Here is an 18,306-nt window from a genome sequence, read left to right on the forward strand (position 1 = left end):
TAACTTTTCCCTCTATTTTGATTGAAAATCAACCGGTTGATTAAAATTTTAACAAAAAACACTAGACGTCAGACTTTAGTTGAGTAATTCTTATACTAGTTTTTACAGTTATGTAACATTAAGATTTCAAGTCATTTACCATGTTAGAGTCTTTTGCGGTTTATTACTCTGCTTTGCTCCTTTGGAAAAGGCTTACATCATCAGGAGGTGTTGAGTGAAAAAGATATGGTCCAGCATATTGGTAATACTGACCAGTCTAATTGCATTTACAGTGTCCGCAGAATCGACTTCGACTGCTGATCAGTATCAATTAAATTTACGCAAAGGCGCGACAGAAATTAGTGGTCAAGTTTATGACTTGCATATGCTGATGTTTTTCATTTGTGTCGTAATTGCAGTGTTGGTATTCGGTGTGATGTTTTGGAGTATGATTTTCCATCGTAAATCCAGAGGCGCACAACCTGCTAATTTTCATGAAAGTGTCAAAGTGGAAATTGCATGGACAATAATCCCTTTCATTATTCTCGTGGTAATGGCATTTCCAGCAGCTAAAACATTGATCGCAATGGAAGATCCTGAAAATTCAGACGTCACTGTTCTGGTGACGGGTTCCCAATGGAAGTGGCATTATAAATACATGGAGAACGATGTTGAATATTACTCCGTGATGGCCACTCAACAAGAACAGATCAATAACAAATTTGAAAAAGGCCACAACTACCTCCTGGAAGTTGATCGTCCTTTAGTTATTCCAACGGGTAAAAAAGTCCGTTTTCTTGTGACCTCCGATGACGTCATTCATTCATGGTGGGTTCCTGACTTTGCGGTTAAAAAAGATGCAAACCCTGGATTTATTAATGAAGCTTGGGCAAACGTCATTGAACCAGGTGTGTATCGCGGTCAATGTGCCGAGTTATGTGGAAAAGATCACGGCTTTATGCCCATTGTTGTTATCGCCAAAGAACCTGCCGAATATGAACAATGGATAAACGCTCAAGAAGAAGTGCAGCGCAAAGCAAAAGAAGAAGAGCAACGATTGCTCGCCATGAATATGAGCATGGAAGAATTGATGAGCAATGGTGAACAGGTTTACATGCGTGCATGTGCAGCTTGTCACCAACCAAATGGGCAAGGTTTACCCGGCGTATTTCCCGCTTTGGTCGGCAGTGACATGGTTCTCAATGATATGGCGGCTCACATCGATATCGTTGTAAACGGTAAAACGGGAACTGCCATGCAAGCCTTTGGAAAACAATTAACCATGAGTGAACTGGCTGCAGTTATTACTTATGAACGTAATGCTTGGGGTAACGATACCGGCGACATGGTCCAAGCCAAAGATATTAACGCCGTAATGACAGGTCAATAAGGGGAGCAGTTATGAGCACAGCGACAACCGAACTCGATCATGACGACCATCACCATCATGCTCCTAGTGGCATAAAGCGTTGGTTATTTACGACAAACCATAAAGATATCGGAACCCTTTATCTGTGGTTCGCGTTCATCATGTTTTTAACTGGCGGCGCGATGGCCATGGTAATACGTGCTGAATTATTTCAGCCGGGTTTGCAGATAGTTGATCCGAACTTCTTCAATCAAATGACTACAGTGCACGGCCTAATCATGGTATTTGGTGCGGTTATGCCTGCATTCACTGGGTTAGCAAATTGGCTGGTACCTATGATGATTGGTGCGCCGGATATGGCATTACCGAGAATGAATAACTGGAGTTTCTGGATATTGCCAATGGCATTTACCATACTACTGGCGTCGTTGTTTATGGAAGGCGGTGGTCCAGCATTCGGTTGGACCTTCTATGCACCTCTTTCTACAACTTACAGTAATGACACCACAGCCTTGTTCGTATTTTCGGTGCATATTATGGGGATCTCTTCCATCATGGGGGCGATTAACGTGATAGTGACTATTTTCAATATGCGCGCACCAGGGATGACGTGGATGAAAATGCCACTATTTGTGTGGACATGGCTAATTACCGCGTTTCTGTTAATTGCTGTTATGCCAGTTCTAGCTGGTGCAGTGACCATGGTGTTAACCGATAAATTTTTCGGAACGAGCTTCTTCAATGCTGCTGGCGGTGGTGATCCCGTGATGTTCCAGCATATATTTTGGTTCTTCGGGCATCCAGAAGTGTATATCATGATCCTTCCTGCATTCGGCATCATTTCAGCCATAGTGCCGACGTTCTCAAGGAAAAAATTATTTGGTTATGCCTCTATGGTATATGCCACAACCTCCATCGCTTTGCTGTCATTCATCGTTTGGGCTCACCATATGTTCACTACGGGAATGCCGGTCGGTGCTGAACTATTCTTTATGTTTGCCACTATGTTGATATCGGTACCCACTGGAGTCAAAGTCTTCAACTGGGTAGCAACCATGTGGCGAGGCTCACTCTCATTTGAAGTGCCTATGCTATTTGCTTTGGCATTTATTGTATTGTTTACCATTGGGGGGCTATCTGGCTTAATGCTGGCGATTACACCAGTGGACTTCCAATATCACGATACCTATTTTGTAGTGGCTCATTTCCACTATGTATTAGTGACAGGCGCTATATTTTCCATCATGGCAGCGGTGTATTACTGGCTGCCTAAATGGACTGGCAAAATGTTCGATGTGACTTTAGCTAAATGGCATTTTTGGTGCTCGCTGATTTCCGTCAATGTACTATTTTTCCCAATGCATTTTGTTGGTTTAGCTGGTATGCCTCGTCGTATTCCAGATTACGCTTTGCAATTTGCTGACTTTAACAAATGGATAAGCTTGGGTGGATTTGCATTCGGACTGTCTCAACTGATCTTCCTTGCCTTGCTGATAAAAGCATGTCGTAAACACGGTGAGCCTGTTTCTGACCAAGTCTGGGAAGGTGCAGAAGGTTTGGAGTGGGAGATCCCTTCTCCAGCGCCTTATCATACCTTCGATACACCGCCAGTGATTAAGTAAGTGTGATTCATCATGACTGAGGGTTCAAACAACAGCCAATCTAACAACGGTAAACTGGTCTTAAAGCTGGTGGCTGTGGTGATTGGCATGTTTGGTTTCGCTTTTGCATTGGTTCCGCTATACGAAGTGTTTTGCCAAGTTACTGGCATTAATGGCAAAACCAGTGATACCGCAGCGATATATGAATCAATTGAAGTTGATCACTCTCGGATGATAACCATTGAGTTTATTACCCGCACAAACACGGGTATGCCTTGGGAGTTCAAAGCGCAAACCCGCAAGGTCGAAGTCTATCCGGGTGAAATGAATCAGGTAGATTTTTACGTTAAAAATAACACTCACAAAGACTATGTGGCACAAGCCGTTCCCTCTGTTTCACCAGGAACGGCAGCTTTGTATATGAATAAAACAGAGTGCTTTTGCTTTAATAATCAGCCTTTGGCTGCTGGTGAAGAAGCGATTATGCCAATGAAGTTTTACGTTGATCCACAGTTACCAAAAGATATTAAATTTTTCACCCTTCAGTATACCTTGTATGACGTAACGGCAAGTGCCGAAGGCGTTGCAATGAATCAAGGATAAAAGGAATAAAAATGGCACAACAACAAGTTTATGAAAAATATTATGTTCCAGACCAAAGCCCTTGGCCCATTGTTGGAGCGATAGCTTTATTTCTGATTGCGTTTGGTGCAGGCAATTTTGTCGTGGAACAAACCAAAGGTGAAAGTGGCTATGGTGGCTGGACGCTTCTTGCCGGCATAGCGACTTTGTTAGTTATGTTAGTCGGTTGGTTCAGAAATCAGATCCATGAATCTATGGCCGGCAAGTACAGCGCTCAATTAGGTCGCTCTTACCGCCAAGGTATGGCGTGGTTTATTTTCTCTGAAGTGATGTTTTTTGCGGCATTTTTTGGCGCGCTGTTTTATGCTCGAATGATTGCTATGCCTTGGCTAGACGGGGCGGGCAACAATGCCATGACAGCTGAAGTGTTATGGCCTAATTTTGAAGCTGTATGGCCATTAACTAAAACCCCTGGTGGTGTTGAGACAACTGCAATGGGTTGGATGGGCTTACCTCTGTACAACACCATAATATTGTTAATATCTTCAGTTACTTGTCATTTTGCTCATGTGGCGCTGGAGAAGCAACAACGCGGCAAGTTGATTGCATTTTTGGGTGTGACAATTTTACTTGGTTGTTTCTTTCTAACCTTGCAAGTTGAAGAATACGTGCACGCCTATCGTGAAATGAATCTGACCTTACAATCAGGCGTCTATGGTAATACATTCTTCTTATTAACAGGCTTTCATGGAATGCATGTTACCTTGGGGACAATCATTTTGATTGTATTGTTTTTCAGAGTGCTCAAAGGTCATTTTACACCAGATAATCACTTCGCATTTCAGGCCGGTAGCTGGTATTGGCACTTTGTAGATGTAGTGTGGGTAATGCTATTTTTCTTTGTCTACATACTGTAAATACAATGAGGTACCTAAGCGTCCCTCAATAGGGACGCGGATTGGGAGTAATAAGTCCCGTTGCTACAGCGAGCAATAACAAAATCACAATAATTGCGGAGGTCATAACCCGGCGGCCGATAAATTTACTCATAGGAGGTTGATTGGGGTCGTTTTTTAACATTATTATCATGGCGCGAAAAAGATTGTAGAGCATAAAAAGCAATAAGCCGCCAACTAATAGTTTAACTAACAAATCGATCACTCCTTAAGAATTATGGTCACTAAATTGAATAGTTCCAAACACCCTTACTTTGCCACATTTTTAGTGTTGTTGGCAGTAGCAATTTTGTGTTCTTTGGGCGTATGGCAATTGCAGCGTGGGCATTATAAAACGGATCGCATTCAACAAATTGAATTGAGAAAGGCAACGACCCCCCTGAATATTGAAGATATTTTAGAACGTCAGGACAAGCGAGACTTGCCATTAGAATTCAAAGGTCGAATGTTAGTGAATAAGATCTTTTTACTTGATAATCGAATTGAAAATGGCCAGGTAGGTTTTCATGTTTTAGTTCCTGTTCGCACCGAGTTTGGTGTTGTAATTACTAATTTAGGTTGGGTTAAAGGCGGTCAGTATCGCAATGATTTACCTAAATTTGATCTACCCACTTATGAACAAGTGTTGTTCGGTACAAGCTGGGTTCCCACCGTTAACCCAATGGTGACAGAAACGGCACAAATTACCGACAGTTGGCCGGTATTGGTACAAAGTATCGATTTAACCCTGATGTCGAAGTTTTTAGGGACGGAGGTATTACCCATGGTTTTGCAATTAGATCCGGCGTTTCCCATTGGCTTTTCTCGCCATTGGGTACCCGTAGTTATGGCTCCTGAAAAACACTATGGTTATGCAATACAGTGGTTTGCTTTGGCAATGGCTTGTTTTGTTATTTATGTTGTCGCATTACGAAAAAGGAACGCACCTAAAGATGTCTGAAGTTGTTAACAACAAAAAATCGAAAACACCTATTATAATGTTCATAGTGTTTGTTCTTCCAGTGGTGCTTGCTTACCTAGCATTAACCTTCGATTGGTTCAATAAAGGAGCAACAAATAAAGGTGCATTAATTACACCGCCACTAGATTTGAGTGCTGTGGTTGCTGAGCGAAAACCTTTGTGGCGACTACTGTTTATTATGCCTCAGGATTGTGGACAAGGATGTGAAAATGCACTTTATAGCCTTAACCAGATTTGGGTCGCTTTAGGGAAAGAATCTGATCGGGTTGAGCCTTTGGTTTTGACTCATCAAAAAAGCGAACAAATCGAATTGACCGACATGCAACGTCATCCCAATATCAAGGTGTTAAAAACCGATGAGCAAAATGTAAATAATTTGTTTAAAGATGAGTCTGCAGATGGTATTTTCATTGTTGATACTCTAGGAAATGTCATTTTAAAGTATCCAATTAAACAACAACAAGAAGACGCGATTCAACAGAGCCGCGACATTTTGGCCGATTTACGCAAGTTATTAAAGCTGTCTCGCATTGGGTAAGGAACGGTTGCAATGAGAAAATTAGTGCTGGCTTCAGTGGTGCTAGCAATAGTGGTAATAGTGTTGGGGGCTTACACTCGTTTAACCGATGCTGGATTAGGTTGTCCTGATTGGCCAGGCTGCTACGGCCATTTGAGTGTACCCGCTAGTGATACCCATATTAGTGCCGCCCAGGATGCATTTCCAGAACGCACTTTTGAGGCGCATAAAGCTTGGAATGAAATGATCCACCGTTACGCCGCAGGTACTTTGGGTTTATTCATTTTAGTTATTTTTGCCGTTAGCTTAGTTAAACGGTCATTTCACAGTCCAGTTAAATTACCGTTTTTTTTACTGTGTTTAGTTTGTTTCCAGGCAGCATTGGGAATGTGGACGGTAACACTTAACTTGATGCCGCTGGTGGTTATGGGGCATTTACTAGGTGGTTTTGCGGTGTTGTCTTGTCTGTATTTATTATATCTGAGATTAACACCCTATCGGATACCTGGTGGTGACTCACAGATGAAAGTGTTTGCTAAATACTGTGCCTTGGGAATTTTGATTTTAATCGGTCAGATAGCCCTAGGTGGCTGGACTTCAGCAAACTACGCCGCTTTAGCCTGTACCGAATTTCCTTTCTGTGAAAGTGATTGGGTGAGTCAATTAGACTATGCCGGGGCTTATAGTATTCCCCATGCAGAAAATTATGAATTTGGGGTGCATGATTGGGCTGAAAGAATGACGATGCATGTTACTCATAGATTGGGTGCTATCGTGACATTTGTATATTTATGTTGGTTAGCAATTCGTTTATACGCCGTTGCATCCTCTCAATTAATAAAGAGTTTATCTATCAGTTTGGTTTTGATTCTAGGGTTACAAGTTATGCTTGGAGTGAGCAATGTAGTGTTCAGTCTGCCTTTATCTGTAGCTGTTTTACACAATGCTGTAGCGGCATGCTTACTGTTAGTGATGGTGAAACTCTGTTACACCCTTTACAGAAAGACTTAGGAGATCAACGTGAATAAAACGCTGCAAGCAAACTATGCAAAATCATCTTCGCAAGTCGCTAATTGGCGTGACTACTATGAATTAACTAAACCCAAAGTAGTGATGCTGTTGTTACTGACCGCGTTAGTTGGAATGTGCCTAGCCACTGAGACATGGGTGAGTTGGCAGGTATTAATTGCTGGCTTAGGGGGCATTGGTTTATTGTCGTCTTCTGCGGCGGTGATTAATCATGTGGTCGATCGGAATATCGATAGCAAAATGGCCAGGACCTTTAATCGTCCGGTGACGAAAGGCAAAATAAGTCCATTGCGCGCCACTATCTTTGCTTTTGTGTTGGGAGTTGCAGGTTATATATGTCTGGAACTTTGGGTTAACCGCCTAACTGCACTATTAACTTTGGCCAGCTTAGTTGGATATGCTGGTGTTTACACCATGTTTTTGAAGCGAGCTACTCCGCAAAATATCGTCATTGGCGGTTTAGCCGGAGCCGCTCCTCCTTTGCTAGGGTGGACGGCGGTTACTGGTGAAATTCATTCCCATGCATTGCTTTTGGTGCTTATAGTTTTTACTTGGACCCCTCCTCATTTCTGGGCGTTAGCTATTCATCGAGTGAAAGATTATGCGAAAGCTGAAATTCCCATGTTACCTGTGACTCATGGAGTGGAATTTACCAAAACCTCAGTTTTACTTTATACCTTATTACTTACTATTGTGTGTTTGTTGCCCTATTTAACCGGAATGTCTGGGGTTATCTATTTATTAGGTTCAGGTTTATTGAATGTTGGCTTTATGTATTACGCGTGGAAATTAAAATATGCAGCTAACGAAAACACAGCGATGAAAACCTTTGGTTTTTCAATCGTGCACTTGATGGTACTCTTTGTTGTATTACTCGTTGACCATTATTTAAAATTCACCCTATGAAACAAAATTTATTAATTGGCATAGTCGCTATTGTTGCTTTAATAGCAGGCTTGTATTTTTCGATAGTAATTGCGCCACCTGATGTTGCTGAGGTTAAGTATCTGCAAAAGTACCCGGCAGCACGGGCGTTACCAGAGTTTGAGCTTTATGATCAAAATGATGACCTATTTAGCAATCAACAGCTTGAAGGTTATTGGACGTTAGCTTTCGTTGGTTATACATTTTGTCCTGATATTTGCCCTACTACTTTAGCTGAGCTCAAAGGTATTTATCCTCAGTTGCAGGCGATTAATAGTGATTACCCAATCAAGATTTGGTTCTTATCTGTTGATCCAAAACGGGATACCGCAGCGCGTTTAAAAGAATATATAAACTTTTTTAATTCTGATTTTTGGGCCACTTCTGGCGAACATAAACAGTTGTTTCCATTGGTTAGATCAATGGGCATGATGTACGCCATGAGCGATAACACGGATGATCCCAATTATTTGGTGGATCACAGTGCCTCCATCACCTTGATTAACCCAAAAGGCGAGGTAGTTGGGCGTTTCAAACCAACACTTGAACCTGGCTCCATACCTGTGAGTGAAGGCTCACAAATAGTCGAAGATATGCCTATCGTCGTTTCAATGTAATTCCAATAAGATGTTCATTACCCGCGCAAAACAAAGTGACTATCGCTCTCTGGCGCAGTTGCTATTTTTGTCTGGTTCGGACAACTTAATAAGCTTACTCACTAGTCATCAAACGGCTTTAACCCTGCAACAAAAACAAAAAATCTGTTTAGATTTTCTAGAAACAGCTCTACAAATTCCCGATGGGCAATTTGGTTACCTAAATCAAATAGTGGCATTTAAACAGGATGTTATATGTGGCTGCGTCAGTTACTGGCAAGCACCAATGAGCGATTTGTTTAAACAACAGACTTTAGCCAGTTTAATGACCCATTTTGGTGTTGCAGAAACCGCTTCTATCCTAAAAAACAGTGAAGGTTTATCGACTTTGGTAAGAGCACCATCCAGCAATGAGTTAAGTATTGGTCATTTGGCTGTTGAACCCTCAAAGCGCAGGGAGAGAGTGGCGACTAATTTGCTAAATTACTGCCAAGAAGTGGCTATAAACTTAGGCAAATCAACCCTTGTATTAGATGTGATGGAAGACAATGATATTGCAATTCAGGCTTATATTAAATTTGGCTTTATGGAAAAATCTAAATCTCAACCAAGCAAAGAAGCGAAAAAAATGGGTTTCTTACCCCACATTCACATGCAAAAAAGTTTAGTGTAAGGTTACAGAAGCTTTATTCAATTTTTTAAACAACCAACAAAAGAGGTCGATGTGATGAGTGATAAAACGGTTAAAATTCCCCAGCAAGCCTTTGATTGGTATGACGAATACGCCCATGGTGATATAGACAGACGTACCTTTATCACGCGACTATCTAGTTTAGCCATCAGCGGCTTGGCAATCTCTACAATTGCGGCTTCCTTGACCCCTAATTATGCTAAAGCGGAGCAAGTTTCGTTTAATGATCCCGAGATAACAGCATCTTACTTAGAATTCGACTCTCCCAAAGGCCATGGCAAAGGACGTGGATATTTAGTGCTTCCTAAAGCACAGAACGAGAATCTTGGCGCTGTACTGGTGGTGCATGAAAATCGTGGCCTTAATCCCTACATTAAAGATGTGGCTCGTCGCCTCGCTAAAGCAGGTTATATCGCCTTTGCACCAGATGCGTTGTTCCCCTTAGGTGGCTATCCAGGTAACGATGATGATGGGCGTAAAATGCAACGTTCAATGGACAGAGTCAAAATCGAGGAAGACTTTAAAGCTGCCGCCTTAATGCTTAAATCCCATGAAAAAGGCAACGGAAAGCTGGGCGTTGTCGGATTTTGTTTTGGTGGCTATATCAGTAATATGCTGGCTGCCACCCTACCCAAGGTGATTAACGCTGCTGTGCCATTTTATGGAACGCCTGGAAAAGAGGATGTTGTTAATAATGTAAAAGGGCCACTGTTACTGCATTTTGCGGGGTTAGATAAGCGCGTAAATGCCACCTGGCCAGAATATAAAAAGGTTTTAGAATCAAATAACGCAAATTATGTTGCCCATACTTACCAAGATGTGAACCATGGGTTTCATAATGATTCTACCAGTCGTTATGATCAATCTGCGGCGGAACTGGCTTGGCAACGCACACTAAGTTTTTTTGCAACCCATCTGGCGCAAAACGCAAATACCAGTAAACCGATATTTTAGTCGTTACTGGGAATATCTAAGGTCATGCAAACGCTATGGGGGTCTTCCTCATAGTCTGCAAAAGGTGGACATTGTATAAACCCATGTTTCGCATATAAGGCTCTAGCTGGCGCAAAAAACGCCATGCTTCCCGTTTCTAAACTAAGGCGATGATAGCCCCGTTGTTTCGCCTCGCTGATTAGGTGAGCAAGCATCTTGGCTGCCACCCCTTGACGCAGAAACTGGTTCGAGGTGCGCATAGACTTTATCTCACCATGTTTATCTGAAAGCGCTTTAAGGGCGCCACATCCCACCAATTTATCTTTTTGCCATAACCCCCAGAAAGTGATGTCGTCTGCATTAAATTTAGACTCATCTATTGCGTGCACACTCTCTGGTGGGGAATGTTCGAACATTTCTTGATGATGGGCTTTTAAAAGCGCAATGACTTGCTCAGAAATTGGCTGCTCTTTGGTTATTTTCATAAACAGTTTCCTTTCACCATCTCCATTACTTTATCTTTATTAAATGAAAAGCGCTTTTAATCCAGCCAGTTGCCGTTTTCATCAGGTACAAACCAAGGTTGCGAAAACCAGTAGTACTTACCCGCATATGCGATACTCGGCGCCGTGCAATTTATTCTTGAACGTCCCTTGGGGAGTTTAGTTTGAATGTGATAAGTAAAAGCATTATCTTCCCAACTCAAATCGATTGGTTGTCCGGCGAAAAAACACGATAGTTGATTTTTATGTATGTCATCTAATTCAACCTTAATGGTTTGAGACGGTGTTCGTTCGGTAAGGCTTAGTTGTGGCTCTGCTATACTTTTGCTGATTATCGGCATGTCTAAGGTGTTCATTTTTACTTTTAGGGTGTTTAGGTTGGCGTATATGCCCGCAGCGGGGAAACGTGGTAATGCGCCGAAATCACTATTTTTAGAGATAGCTCCAGATTGTTGCCCGAACCCTATGAAACCTCTCTCCAGTAGCGCTTGACTAAGGGCTTGATTGTATTCGCCATAAGGATAGGCAAGGTACTTTAAGTTGAAGCTAGTATGCTGCTTAATACTTTGCTCAGCATGTTCGATGTCTTCAATGGTATTAGCCAACCACCCCTCCTGATCATTATCCAAAAGCAAATGTTTGTGAATACTCGTGTGGTTAGCGAAAGTGACTCCTTGTTGACTGAGTTCTGTTATTTCAGACCAATTGAGTTGATGTTTTTGTTTGCCAATTAAATCAGGACTAATAAAGATAGTGTATGGGAAATCATATTTGAGTAGAATTGGATGCGCATTTTCAGCTATGTTTCGATAGCCGTCATCGAAGGTGATAGCAACACTGTTTTCAGGTAAAGGTTGATTGTTTTGAATATTCTCGATTAATCTTTGTAATGGAACAACCTTATGATTTTGTTTCAAGTACGCCATATGTTCTTCAAACTTGTCGGGACTAATAGAAGTACTTGCTGGCGTATCCTCACTCACATGGTGATATAGCAATACCACACCATGCTGAGGATTTGCATAAGCTATTTTGCTAACGACTAGAAATAAAAAGCCGCCAAGCATTAAAAAAATGGAATAATACTTAACTTTACTTGTGTCACTCATTTTGGATTTCATCATTGCCTGAGCTTCCTACTTCAACCGCATCAAAACCCTTATTCTGGCAAAAAAACGCCCATCTAGAAATGATTGCGTTAATTTTTCCAATGTTATTGGCAAATATTACTGCGCCTTTAATGGGATTTGTTGATATTGCCGTACTCGGGCACATGGAAGGTAGCCATATTTTAGCCGGTGCGTCAGTTGCCACTTTAATACTAACTCAAATTTACTGGATTTGCGGGTTTATTCGCATGTCTGCTACAGGGCTAAGTGCCCAAGCAAAAGGACAAAAGTCGACTCAAGCGAGCTTTAAGGTATTTTATCAGAGTATGTTTAGTGCGGGCATAATTGCAGTTTTACTGTTGTTATTTCAGCAGCCTATTTTGGCTGTGGGACTACACTTTTCAGAAGCAAATGAATTGGTTTCTCAAGTGATTGTCGAATACTTTAATGTTCGTGTGTGGGGAGCTCCTGCAGCCTTGGCTAATTTGGCTCTCATTGGTTGGTTACTCGGTCAACAACGAAATAAATTAGTGATGTACAGCCAAGTTTTTGCCAACTTGTTGAATATAGTTCTGAATCTACTCTTTGTGTTTGTTTTTGACTGGCAGGTTGCCGGTGTGGCTGCTGCCACAGTTATCGCTGAATATTGCATTACCTTAGTGGGATTGTTCTTTGTCTTTAAAGGACAAGGTATTTTACCGCAACGAGAATGGCTCAAGGTTGAAAGCTTGGCCATCTTAACTCGCTTAAATAGCGCCATGTTGATCCGCAATTTAGCGTTGCAAGCCTGTTTGGTATTCATGACCTTTCAAGGTATCCGTTTAGGGGTACAAGCAGCGGCAATAAATGCCTTATTAATGCAGTTTTTTGTGCTTATTGCGTTGGGTTTAGATGCGGTTGCATTTGCAGTTGAAGCCAGAGTCGGAGAGGCCAAGGGGGCATCTAATCAGCGCTCATTAAAAGCAAATGTTGCGTTAGGACTTATTTGGTCCAGCGCTTTTGCTGTGGTCTATACCTTAGTTTTTGTGCTTTGGGGTAACAATATCATCGCTTTGTTGACAGATTTACCGACCTTGCAAGAGGCTGCTGCTGAGTTTTTACCTATTATCTGGTTACTACCCATAGTGGCACATTGGTGTTTTCTAATGGATGGTGTTTTTGTAGGCTTAACACGGGCTAATGCGATGCGCGATAGTATGTTGATAAGTGCGGTGTTGGTGTATTTTCCGGTTTGGTGGTTTTGCCAAGATATGGGTAATTTAGCCTTGTGGATAGCCTTGTTAGCATTTCTTGGGGCCAGAGGGATCAGTCTTTCGGGGTATTTCCTTTGGCTTTACCGCTGGCCTGTTCAAACCGATTAAGGGTTTGTGAAAATCGATTTGCAAATATACCTAAATACCCTTTTGCAGCGAAAAATAACCCTAAGGCTAACATTAAAACTCCCGGAATTTGCAACCAAATCGATAGCTTTAAACCTGCAAAAATGGATATCACCCCAGCCATAAAAATAGCGAGGCCGATTTTAAAATCGGCCCAACTTTTATGGGGATTGCTCCCCATTTTATACAGCCAGTTTTTAAACATGATCGAATGTTAAAAATAGGACGTGTTCAGGTTAATAATAAGAGTGCTCACCAGCGGTATGCTCAGTGGCATCTTTAACAGCCGTTATTTCACCAGCAAAGGCTTCTAACATTTGTTTTTCAATACCATCTTTTAAGGTTACATCCACCATTGAACAACCATTACACCCACCGCCAAATTGTAATATTGCCTCACCATTGTCAGTGATTTCCATTAACATGACTTTGCCGCCATGACTGGCTAGTTGTGGGTTTATCTCCGCTTCAATCATGTAACTAATGCGTTCCGCGAGTGGCGCATCACTGTCTACTTTGCGGGCTTTAGCATTTGGCGCTTTCAAGGTAAGTTGTGAACCCATTTGGTCGGTAACGAAGTCAATCTCCGCTTCTTCTAAAAAGGGGGCACTTTCTTGGTCGACAACAGCGTCAAAACCATTAAATGTGAGTAAGACATCGGTTTTTTCGACGGCATCTGGTGGACAATAAGACACGCCACACTCAGCACTTGGTGTACCAGGATTAACCACAAAGACACGAATGTTTGAGCCGGGCTCTTGTTTTTCAAGCAATTTAGTAAAGTGCGCTTGGGCACTTTCAGAAATATTAATCATCAATCATTCCTGATCTTTTCAAATTAGAGCGCTAGTTTAGCAGAAATACTTGAGTAAAACACTCAAGTAATGTGATTCTGTATATGAAATTTTTAACTAACAAAGAATTGATGCATAATATACACAAAATAAAAAGGAACTGCCCCAGTCGTTGAAGGCCAGATGGCTTTAGTCCTTAAGCGTTAGTCAAAATAATAATTAAAATCTACTTTAAAGAGTTTTATATGAATTTAAAGCGTTTATGCGCCACCGTACTTTTTTTATGTTTATCCTTTTCTGCTTCCGCCTTATCTGACTTAGATTACCTTCCTAAAACAGTGAGCTATGACACAAGTATTCCGAAGCCTGAAGAAGTACTAGGTTCTCCCGTGGGGACATGGCATGCTCGCCATGATCAAATCGTTCGTTATATGGAAATATTGGCGGAATCCTCGGATAGAGTTAGCTTAACTGAAACCGGCAGAACCTACGAGAATCGTCGTCTTCTGTTGATGACAATCACCTCTGCTGATAACCAAAAAAACATTAAAAGCATTCAGAAACGTCACTTGCAGGTTATTGAACAAGGGGCCAAGTCAAATGACACTGATCCCTTGATATTGTGGATGGGCTACAGTGTTCATGGTGACGAATCTTCAGGGGCAAATGCGTCCTTACTCGTGGCTTATTATTTAGCCGCAGCGCAAGGGCCTGAAGTAGATAAACTATTGGAAAACAACATTGTATTGTTGGATCCAGCCCTTAATCCAGACGGTTTAGCACGCTTTGCACATTGGGCGAATATGCATAAAAGTCAAAACTTGGTTGCAGATCCTAATAGTAGAGAATTAAATCAACGTTGGCCTAGAGGCAGGGTAAATCACTATTGGTTTGACCTGAACCGTGATTGGTTACTATTAACTCATCCTGAGTCTCGAGCTCGCATTAAGCAGTTTCAGCAGTGGCGTCCCCATGTATTAACCGACTTTCATGAAATGGGCTCCAACAGTACGTTCTTTTTTCAGCCAGGTATTTCATCACGCAAAAACCCCTGGACACCAGAGCAAAATGTGCAACTCACAGAGGCTCTTGCGAACTTTCACGCTGCCGCCTTGGATGATACTAAACAGCTGTACTTTACTCAGGAGGCTTATGACGACTTCTACTATGGTAAAGGCTCTACTTATCCTGATGGTTTAGGCACCATTGGCATATTGTTTGAACAAGCCAGTAGTCGTGGCCATTTGCGAGACACCGATAATGGACAGCTAACCTTCTCTGAAACGATTCAAAATCAAGTCACTACTTCTTTATCAACCTTCAAAGGTGCGCTGGCAAACAAACAAGCCCTTGTTGACTATCAATCTAATTTTAATCAACACACTAATGAGCTGATAAAAGATGATCGAGTAAAAGGCTATTTGCTTAGTGAAAGTCATGATAAAAGTCGATTCAATGAGTTAAAGAAAATTCTACAGCAACATAAAATTGAGCATTATTCGTTAAATAAGAACGTTAAAATAGATGATGTTACATACAATTCAGTAGATAGCATTTTTGTTCCTACTAACCAGTCTCGGTATCGTTTAGTGAAGTCGATATTTTCGACTCGCAAACGGTTTGACGACAATACCTTTTACGATGTTTCTAATTGGAACTTGCCATTAGCATTTAATTTGCAATACACAGAAGTAGACAAAGGAGATTTCCGTAAAATCTCATATTCTGACAAGCAAGCAGAATTGAAAGTGGCGAAGTTACCCAAGTTAAATCCTGAAGCTTATGCGTATGGCTTTAGTTGGGAAGACTTCAAAGCACCTAAATTGCTGCAACGATTATTACAAAGTGGTATTCAAGTAAGAGCTGCTGAAACCGCGTTTTCAGCGAAAACTAGCAGTGGCACTATTAGTTTTTCATCGGGCTCTATAGTCATTCCTGTTGGGCTAGATCAACCTGATGATATGTTTTCGAAAATTCAATCCTTATCCACCGAAATGAATATCCCGGTTTGGTCGATTGAAAGCGGACTAACTGGACAAGGTATTGATTTAGGCAGCGCTAAAATGGCTCCCATAACGCTCCCTAAAGTGATGATAGTTGGTGGCTTAGGAGTCAATCAATACGAAGCCGGTGAAACTTGGCATTACTTAGATACTAGGGTTGGCATGCCAGTGTCAATGGTTGACATGGATCGCTTATCTGGGGTCGATTTATCAGCCTATACCCATATGATTTGGGTCAGTGGAAGATACAAAAATCTGTCCGAAGTCGTTATCGAAAAAGTGGCTGAATGGGTTGATAATGGCGGTGTATTAATTGGTCAGCAAAGTGGTACCAAATTTTTAAGTGATAATGGCTGGTTAAAAGCCACCTTTATGAAAAGGTCTGAAATTCAGGACGCATTTAATGCCAAAAATCTCAGTTTTGCTGATCGAGAGGCGTTTGCAGCTAAGCAACGCATTGCTGGAGCGGTGTTTGAAACTAGATTAGATATCAGTCATCCATTAGGATTCGGATATAACCGTTCTTTGTTACCGGTGTTTCGCAACACCACAGAAGTGCTATTGATGCCAGAACAACCATTTATTACTCCAGCCAAGTATGTTGAAAAGCCGCTAATGGCCGGTTTTGCCTCCGATGAGATGCAAGATCTTATCTCTGACTCTGCAGCCATAGTGGCTCACCGATTTGGTAAGGGCCGTGTGATTGGCTTTGTAAACAACCCTAACTTCCGCGGTGTTTGGTACGGAACCAGCAGGCTAATGGGTAACGCCATATTTATGTCTCAATTTATCGACTAATTTAAGCTGAGTTAGTTTGATTTTTTTTCGGTGTAATGCAAATTGTCCAAGCGTCAATTTGCATTTCGGGATACTCCCTACGCAACACCTCGGCGGCTGAACTCATGGTTGCTCCAGTCGTCACGACATCGTCAAACAATGCAATATGAGTTAAAGGTTGCGGTAAAGGCGAGTTTATTGCAAACGCACCTTGGGTGTTGAGTTGTCGTTGATGGGCAGTTAATTCGGTTTGTGCCGAGGTATTTTTGGTTCGCGATAGGGTATCGGTTAAACACAAAATATCCGCTTCTTTGGCTATTTTCAATGCGATAATAGCGGCTTGATTATACTTGCGTTGGGCTAATCTTGAACTGTGCAGCGGAATTGGGATAATGGCCTGTGGCAATTGTGTTTTTGTGGCAAGCGCGTGACTACAAAACAATTGTGCTAAACCCCTAGCGTGGATGCTTTTGCTATTAAATTTTAGTCGAGTGATCAACTGTGACAGTGGCCATTGGTATTCGGCAAGTGCCGTTAAACTGTCAAAATTTATTGCACTTAATCCCAGATATACAGCTACATTGTTGAGCAAATTATTGTCGTATTTTTGATGATCAAAGTAGCTGATATCCCCCTCGCAGTAGCTGCAAATTAAATAACCACTAGATTGGTGGCACAAAAGGCAATGCTGGTTTAGTTCCAACCAAGTTGCGAGTTTTTTACTAAAATTACGGCCTTTGCTAATATTGATAGATGCAATTTGAAAAAAATCTAGTCCCATAACATACCTTATATAATGAGAATCCAATGAGTAATCCCTTATTTTTTGAAACACGAGGACAAGGTCCTAATTTGGTGCTTTTACATGGTTGGGGGCTCAATAGCGGTGTTTGGGAACCTATTAGTCATATTTTGGAACAGTCCTTTCGGATAACATTGTTAGATTTGCCAGGTTTTGGACGCAATGCTGATGTCTTGCCCGCACATTACGACTTAGATTCTATTAGCAGTATGGTTGCAGACTGTATTCCCGACAAGTCTAGTTTTCTAGGTTGGTCGCTTGGTGGGTTAGTTGCCCAACAACTTGCCATTAGTCATCCTGATAAGGTTGAAAGCTTGGTGTTAGTCGCAAGCTCTCCTAAGTTTTCGGAATCTGAAGACTGGCCAGGAATAAAAGCGAATGTTTTACAAGTATTTACTCAACAACTGGAAAAAGACTTCAGTAAAACTCTGGATCGTTTTATGGCAATTCAAGCCATCGGTAGCGAGTCTGCTAAACAAGACATTAAGTTAATCAAATCTCACATCCAGCATTACCCCATTCCAGACGATATCGCATTGAGGGCCGGACTGAATATTTTGGCTAATGCCGATTTGCGCTCGCAATTAAGTGCAATAAACTGCCCTACGTTTCGCTTGTATGGTCGCTTAGATAGTTTAGTTCCAGCAAAAGTGATCCCGTTAATCGAGAGTATTCAACCCTCTAATTTGTCGCATGTTTTTGCCCACGCTTCCCATGCCCCTTTCATTTCCCATCCAGAGGAATTTATGCAGATTTTATACAAGTGTTTAAACATCACTCCCTAAGTTTCCAATTTAATCT

20 protein-coding genes are annotated in these 18,306 nt (G+C 41.7%); 14 read left to right on the plus strand and 6 right to left on the minus strand.

From position 1 onward, the window contains the following. The first annotated feature begins 223 nt into the window (after positions 1 to 223). Genes coxB through Q4574_RS13740 form a run of 4 tightly spaced genes read left to right on the plus strand, consistent with a single transcriptional unit; the run spans position 224 to position 4,448 of the window. On the plus strand, positions 224 to 1,369 hold the full coding sequence (coxB, locus tag Q4574_RS13725; protein ID WP_303474771.1) for a cytochrome c oxidase subunit II: 1,146 nt from the start codon (positions 224 to 226) through the stop codon (positions 1,367 to 1,369). Between the two features lie 11 nt (positions 1,370 to 1,380). Further along, positions 1,381 to 2,970: a cytochrome c oxidase subunit I gene (ctaD, locus tag Q4574_RS13730; protein ID WP_303474711.1), complete on the plus strand. Its 1,590-nt coding sequence runs from the start codon at positions 1,381 to 1,383 to the stop codon at positions 2,968 to 2,970. Positions 2,971 to 2,982: 12 nt separating this feature from the next. Next, on the plus strand, positions 2,983 to 3,552 hold the full coding sequence (locus Q4574_RS13735; protein WP_303474712.1) for a cytochrome c oxidase assembly protein: 570 nt from the start codon (positions 2,983 to 2,985) through the stop codon (positions 3,550 to 3,552). A gap of 11 nt (positions 3,553 to 3,563) precedes the next feature. Further along, complete coding sequence (locus tag Q4574_RS13740) at positions 3,564 to 4,448, plus strand: cytochrome c oxidase subunit 3 (RefSeq protein WP_303474713.1); 885 nt, start codon at positions 3,564 to 3,566, stop codon at positions 4,446 to 4,448. Between the two features lie 25 nt (positions 4,449 to 4,473). Here Q4574_RS13740 and Q4574_RS13745 read toward each other — a convergent pair whose 3' ends face one another. Next, positions 4,474 to 4,683, minus strand: a complete 210-nt coding sequence (locus Q4574_RS13745; protein ID WP_303474714.1) for a DUF2909 domain-containing protein — start codon at positions 4,681 to 4,683, stop codon at positions 4,474 to 4,476. 33 nt (positions 4,684 to 4,716) lie between these two features. On the opposite strand from Q4574_RS13745, the gene Q4574_RS13750 reads away from it, so the two are divergent. Genes Q4574_RS13750 through Q4574_RS13780 form a run of 7 tightly spaced genes read left to right on the plus strand, consistent with a single transcriptional unit; the run spans position 4,717 to position 10,159 of the window. Continuing rightward, the gene (locus Q4574_RS13750; protein WP_303474715.1) at positions 4,717 to 5,427 is read left to right on the plus strand and encodes an SURF1 family protein; all 711 of its coding nucleotides are present in this window, start codon (positions 4,717 to 4,719) and stop codon (positions 5,425 to 5,427) included. Next, positions 5,420 to 5,986 (plus strand): hypothetical protein, encoded by a 567-nt coding sequence (locus tag Q4574_RS13755; protein WP_303474716.1) that lies wholly within the window; start codon positions 5,420 to 5,422, stop codon positions 5,984 to 5,986. The genes Q4574_RS13750 and Q4574_RS13755 overlap by 8 nt, the downstream gene beginning before the upstream one ends. Positions 5,987 to 5,998: 12 nt before the next feature. Then, the gene (locus Q4574_RS13760) at positions 5,999 to 6,976 is read left to right on the plus strand and encodes a heme A synthase (RefSeq protein WP_303474717.1); all 978 of its coding nucleotides are present in this window, start codon (positions 5,999 to 6,001) and stop codon (positions 6,974 to 6,976) included. A 9-nt stretch (positions 6,977 to 6,985) separates the two neighbouring features. Then, on the plus strand, positions 6,986 to 7,900 hold the full coding sequence (gene cyoE / locus Q4574_RS13765) for a heme o synthase (protein WP_303474718.1): 915 nt from the start codon (positions 6,986 to 6,988) through the stop codon (positions 7,898 to 7,900). Further along, positions 7,897 to 8,535 (plus strand): SCO family protein, encoded by a 639-nt coding sequence (locus tag Q4574_RS13770; RefSeq protein ID WP_303474719.1) that lies wholly within the window; start codon positions 7,897 to 7,899, stop codon positions 8,533 to 8,535. Before cyoE ends, Q4574_RS13770 begins: the two co-directional genes overlap by 4 nt. Positions 8,536 to 8,545: 10 nt before the next feature. Continuing rightward, positions 8,546 to 9,187: an N-acetyltransferase gene (locus tag Q4574_RS13775; RefSeq protein WP_303474720.1), complete on the plus strand. Its 642-nt coding sequence runs from the start codon at positions 8,546 to 8,548 to the stop codon at positions 9,185 to 9,187. A gap of 54 nt (positions 9,188 to 9,241) precedes the next feature. Beyond that, positions 9,242 to 10,159, plus strand: coding sequence for a dienelactone hydrolase family protein (locus Q4574_RS13780; RefSeq protein WP_303474721.1), 918 nt, complete (start codon positions 9,242 to 9,244; stop codon positions 10,157 to 10,159). On the opposite strand, the gene Q4574_RS13785 is transcribed toward Q4574_RS13780, so the two are convergent. Together Q4574_RS13785 and Q4574_RS13790 are read right to left on the minus strand one after the other, a co-directional pair. Next, complete coding sequence (locus tag Q4574_RS13785) at positions 10,156 to 10,623, minus strand: GNAT family N-acetyltransferase (protein WP_303474722.1); 468 nt, start codon at positions 10,621 to 10,623, stop codon at positions 10,156 to 10,158. The two genes, Q4574_RS13780 and Q4574_RS13785, sit on opposite strands and share 4 nt — an antisense overlap. Before the next feature lie 56 nt (positions 10,624 to 10,679). Beyond that, positions 10,680 to 11,765 carry a polysaccharide deacetylase family protein gene (locus Q4574_RS13790; protein ID WP_303474723.1) on the minus strand — a complete coding sequence of 362 codons (1,086 nt, stop codon included), beginning with the start codon at positions 11,763 to 11,765 and terminating at the stop codon, positions 10,680 to 10,682. Between Q4574_RS13790 and Q4574_RS13795 the strand changes: the two genes are divergently transcribed. Then, positions 11,765 to 13,111: an MATE family efflux transporter gene (locus tag Q4574_RS13795; RefSeq protein WP_303474724.1), complete on the plus strand. Its 1,347-nt coding sequence runs from the start codon at positions 11,765 to 11,767 to the stop codon at positions 13,109 to 13,111. The two genes, Q4574_RS13790 and Q4574_RS13795, sit on opposite strands and share 1 nt — an antisense overlap. Here Q4574_RS13795 and Q4574_RS13800 read toward each other — a convergent pair. Then, positions 13,056 to 13,334 carry a hypothetical protein gene (locus tag Q4574_RS13800; RefSeq protein WP_303474725.1) on the minus strand — a complete coding sequence of 93 codons (279 nt, stop codon included), beginning with the start codon at positions 13,332 to 13,334 and terminating at the stop codon, positions 13,056 to 13,058. The two genes, Q4574_RS13795 and Q4574_RS13800, sit on opposite strands and share 56 nt — an antisense overlap. A 31-nt stretch (positions 13,335 to 13,365) precedes the next feature. Beyond that, entirely contained in the window at positions 13,366 to 13,944 is a 579-nt protein-coding gene (nfuA, locus tag Q4574_RS13805) for a Fe-S biogenesis protein NfuA (protein WP_303474726.1), read from the minus strand. 224 nt (positions 13,945 to 14,168) lie between these two features. Here nfuA and Q4574_RS13810 point away from each other — a divergent pair, with 224 nt between their 5' ends. After that, entirely contained in the window at positions 14,169 to 16,724 is a 2,556-nt protein-coding gene (locus tag Q4574_RS13810; RefSeq protein ID WP_303474727.1) for a M14 metallopeptidase family protein, read from the plus strand. A gap of 1 nt (position 16,725) precedes the next feature. On the opposite strand, the gene Q4574_RS13815 is transcribed toward Q4574_RS13810, so the two are convergent. Next, positions 16,726 to 17,484, minus strand: coding sequence for a ComF family protein (locus tag Q4574_RS13815; protein ID WP_303474728.1), 759 nt, complete (start codon positions 17,482 to 17,484; stop codon positions 16,726 to 16,728). Between the two features lie 26 nt (positions 17,485 to 17,510). On the opposite strand from Q4574_RS13815, the gene bioH reads away from it, so the two are divergent. Beyond that, a complete protein-coding gene (gene bioH, locus Q4574_RS13820; protein ID WP_303474729.1) occupies positions 17,511 to 18,290 on the plus strand; it encodes a pimeloyl-ACP methyl ester esterase BioH in 780 nt (259 codons plus the stop codon). Positions 18,291 to 18,306: the final 16 nt, after the last annotated feature.

Source organism: Aliiglaciecola sp. 3_MG-2023, assembly GCF_030548205.1.
GTDB lineage: Bacteria > Pseudomonadota > Gammaproteobacteria > Enterobacterales > Alteromonadaceae > Aliiglaciecola.

Excerpts from the sequence above, each read along its gene's own strand:
- ctaD (WP_303474711.1), top strand. The coding sequence starts at position 1,381 with ATGAGCACAGCGACAACCGAACTCGATCATGACGACCATCACCATCAT.
- Q4574_RS13735 (WP_303474712.1), top strand. The coding sequence starts at position 2,983 with ATGACTGAGGGTTCAAACAACAGCCAATCTAACAACGGTAAACTGGTC.
- Q4574_RS13740 (WP_303474713.1), top strand. The coding sequence starts at position 3,564 with ATGGCACAACAACAAGTTTATGAAAAATATTATGTTCCAGACCAAAGC.
- Q4574_RS13755 (WP_303474716.1), top strand. The coding sequence starts at position 5,420 with ATGTCTGAAGTTGTTAACAACAAAAAATCGAAAACACCTATTATAATG.
- Q4574_RS13760 (WP_303474717.1), top strand. The coding sequence starts at position 5,999 with ATGAGAAAATTAGTGCTGGCTTCAGTGGTGCTAGCAATAGTGGTAATA.
- Q4574_RS13770 (WP_303474719.1), top strand. The coding sequence starts at position 7,897 with ATGAAACAAAATTTATTAATTGGCATAGTCGCTATTGTTGCTTTAATA.
- Q4574_RS13775 (WP_303474720.1), top strand. The coding sequence starts at position 8,546 with ATGTTCATTACCCGCGCAAAACAAAGTGACTATCGCTCTCTGGCGCAG.
- Q4574_RS13780 (WP_303474721.1), top strand. The coding sequence starts at position 9,242 with ATGAGTGATAAAACGGTTAAAATTCCCCAGCAAGCCTTTGATTGGTAT.
- Q4574_RS13785 (WP_303474722.1), bottom strand. The coding sequence starts at position 10,623 with ATGAAAATAACCAAAGAGCAGCCAATTTCTGAGCAAGTCATTGCGCTT.
- Q4574_RS13790 (WP_303474723.1), bottom strand. The coding sequence starts at position 11,765 with ATGATGAAATCCAAAATGAGTGACACAAGTAAAGTTAAGTATTATTCC.
- Q4574_RS13800 (WP_303474725.1), bottom strand. The coding sequence starts at position 13,334 with ATGTTTAAAAACTGGCTGTATAAAATGGGGAGCAATCCCCATAAAAGT.
- nfuA (WP_303474726.1), bottom strand. The coding sequence starts at position 13,944 with ATGATTAATATTTCTGAAAGTGCCCAAGCGCACTTTACTAAATTGCTT.
- Q4574_RS13810 (WP_303474727.1), top strand. The coding sequence starts at position 14,169 with ATGAATTTAAAGCGTTTATGCGCCACCGTACTTTTTTTATGTTTATCC.
- Q4574_RS13815 (WP_303474728.1), bottom strand. The coding sequence starts at position 17,484 with ATGGGACTAGATTTTTTTCAAATTGCATCTATCAATATTAGCAAAGGC.
- bioH (WP_303474729.1), top strand. The coding sequence starts at position 17,511 with ATGAGTAATCCCTTATTTTTTGAAACACGAGGACAAGGTCCTAATTTG.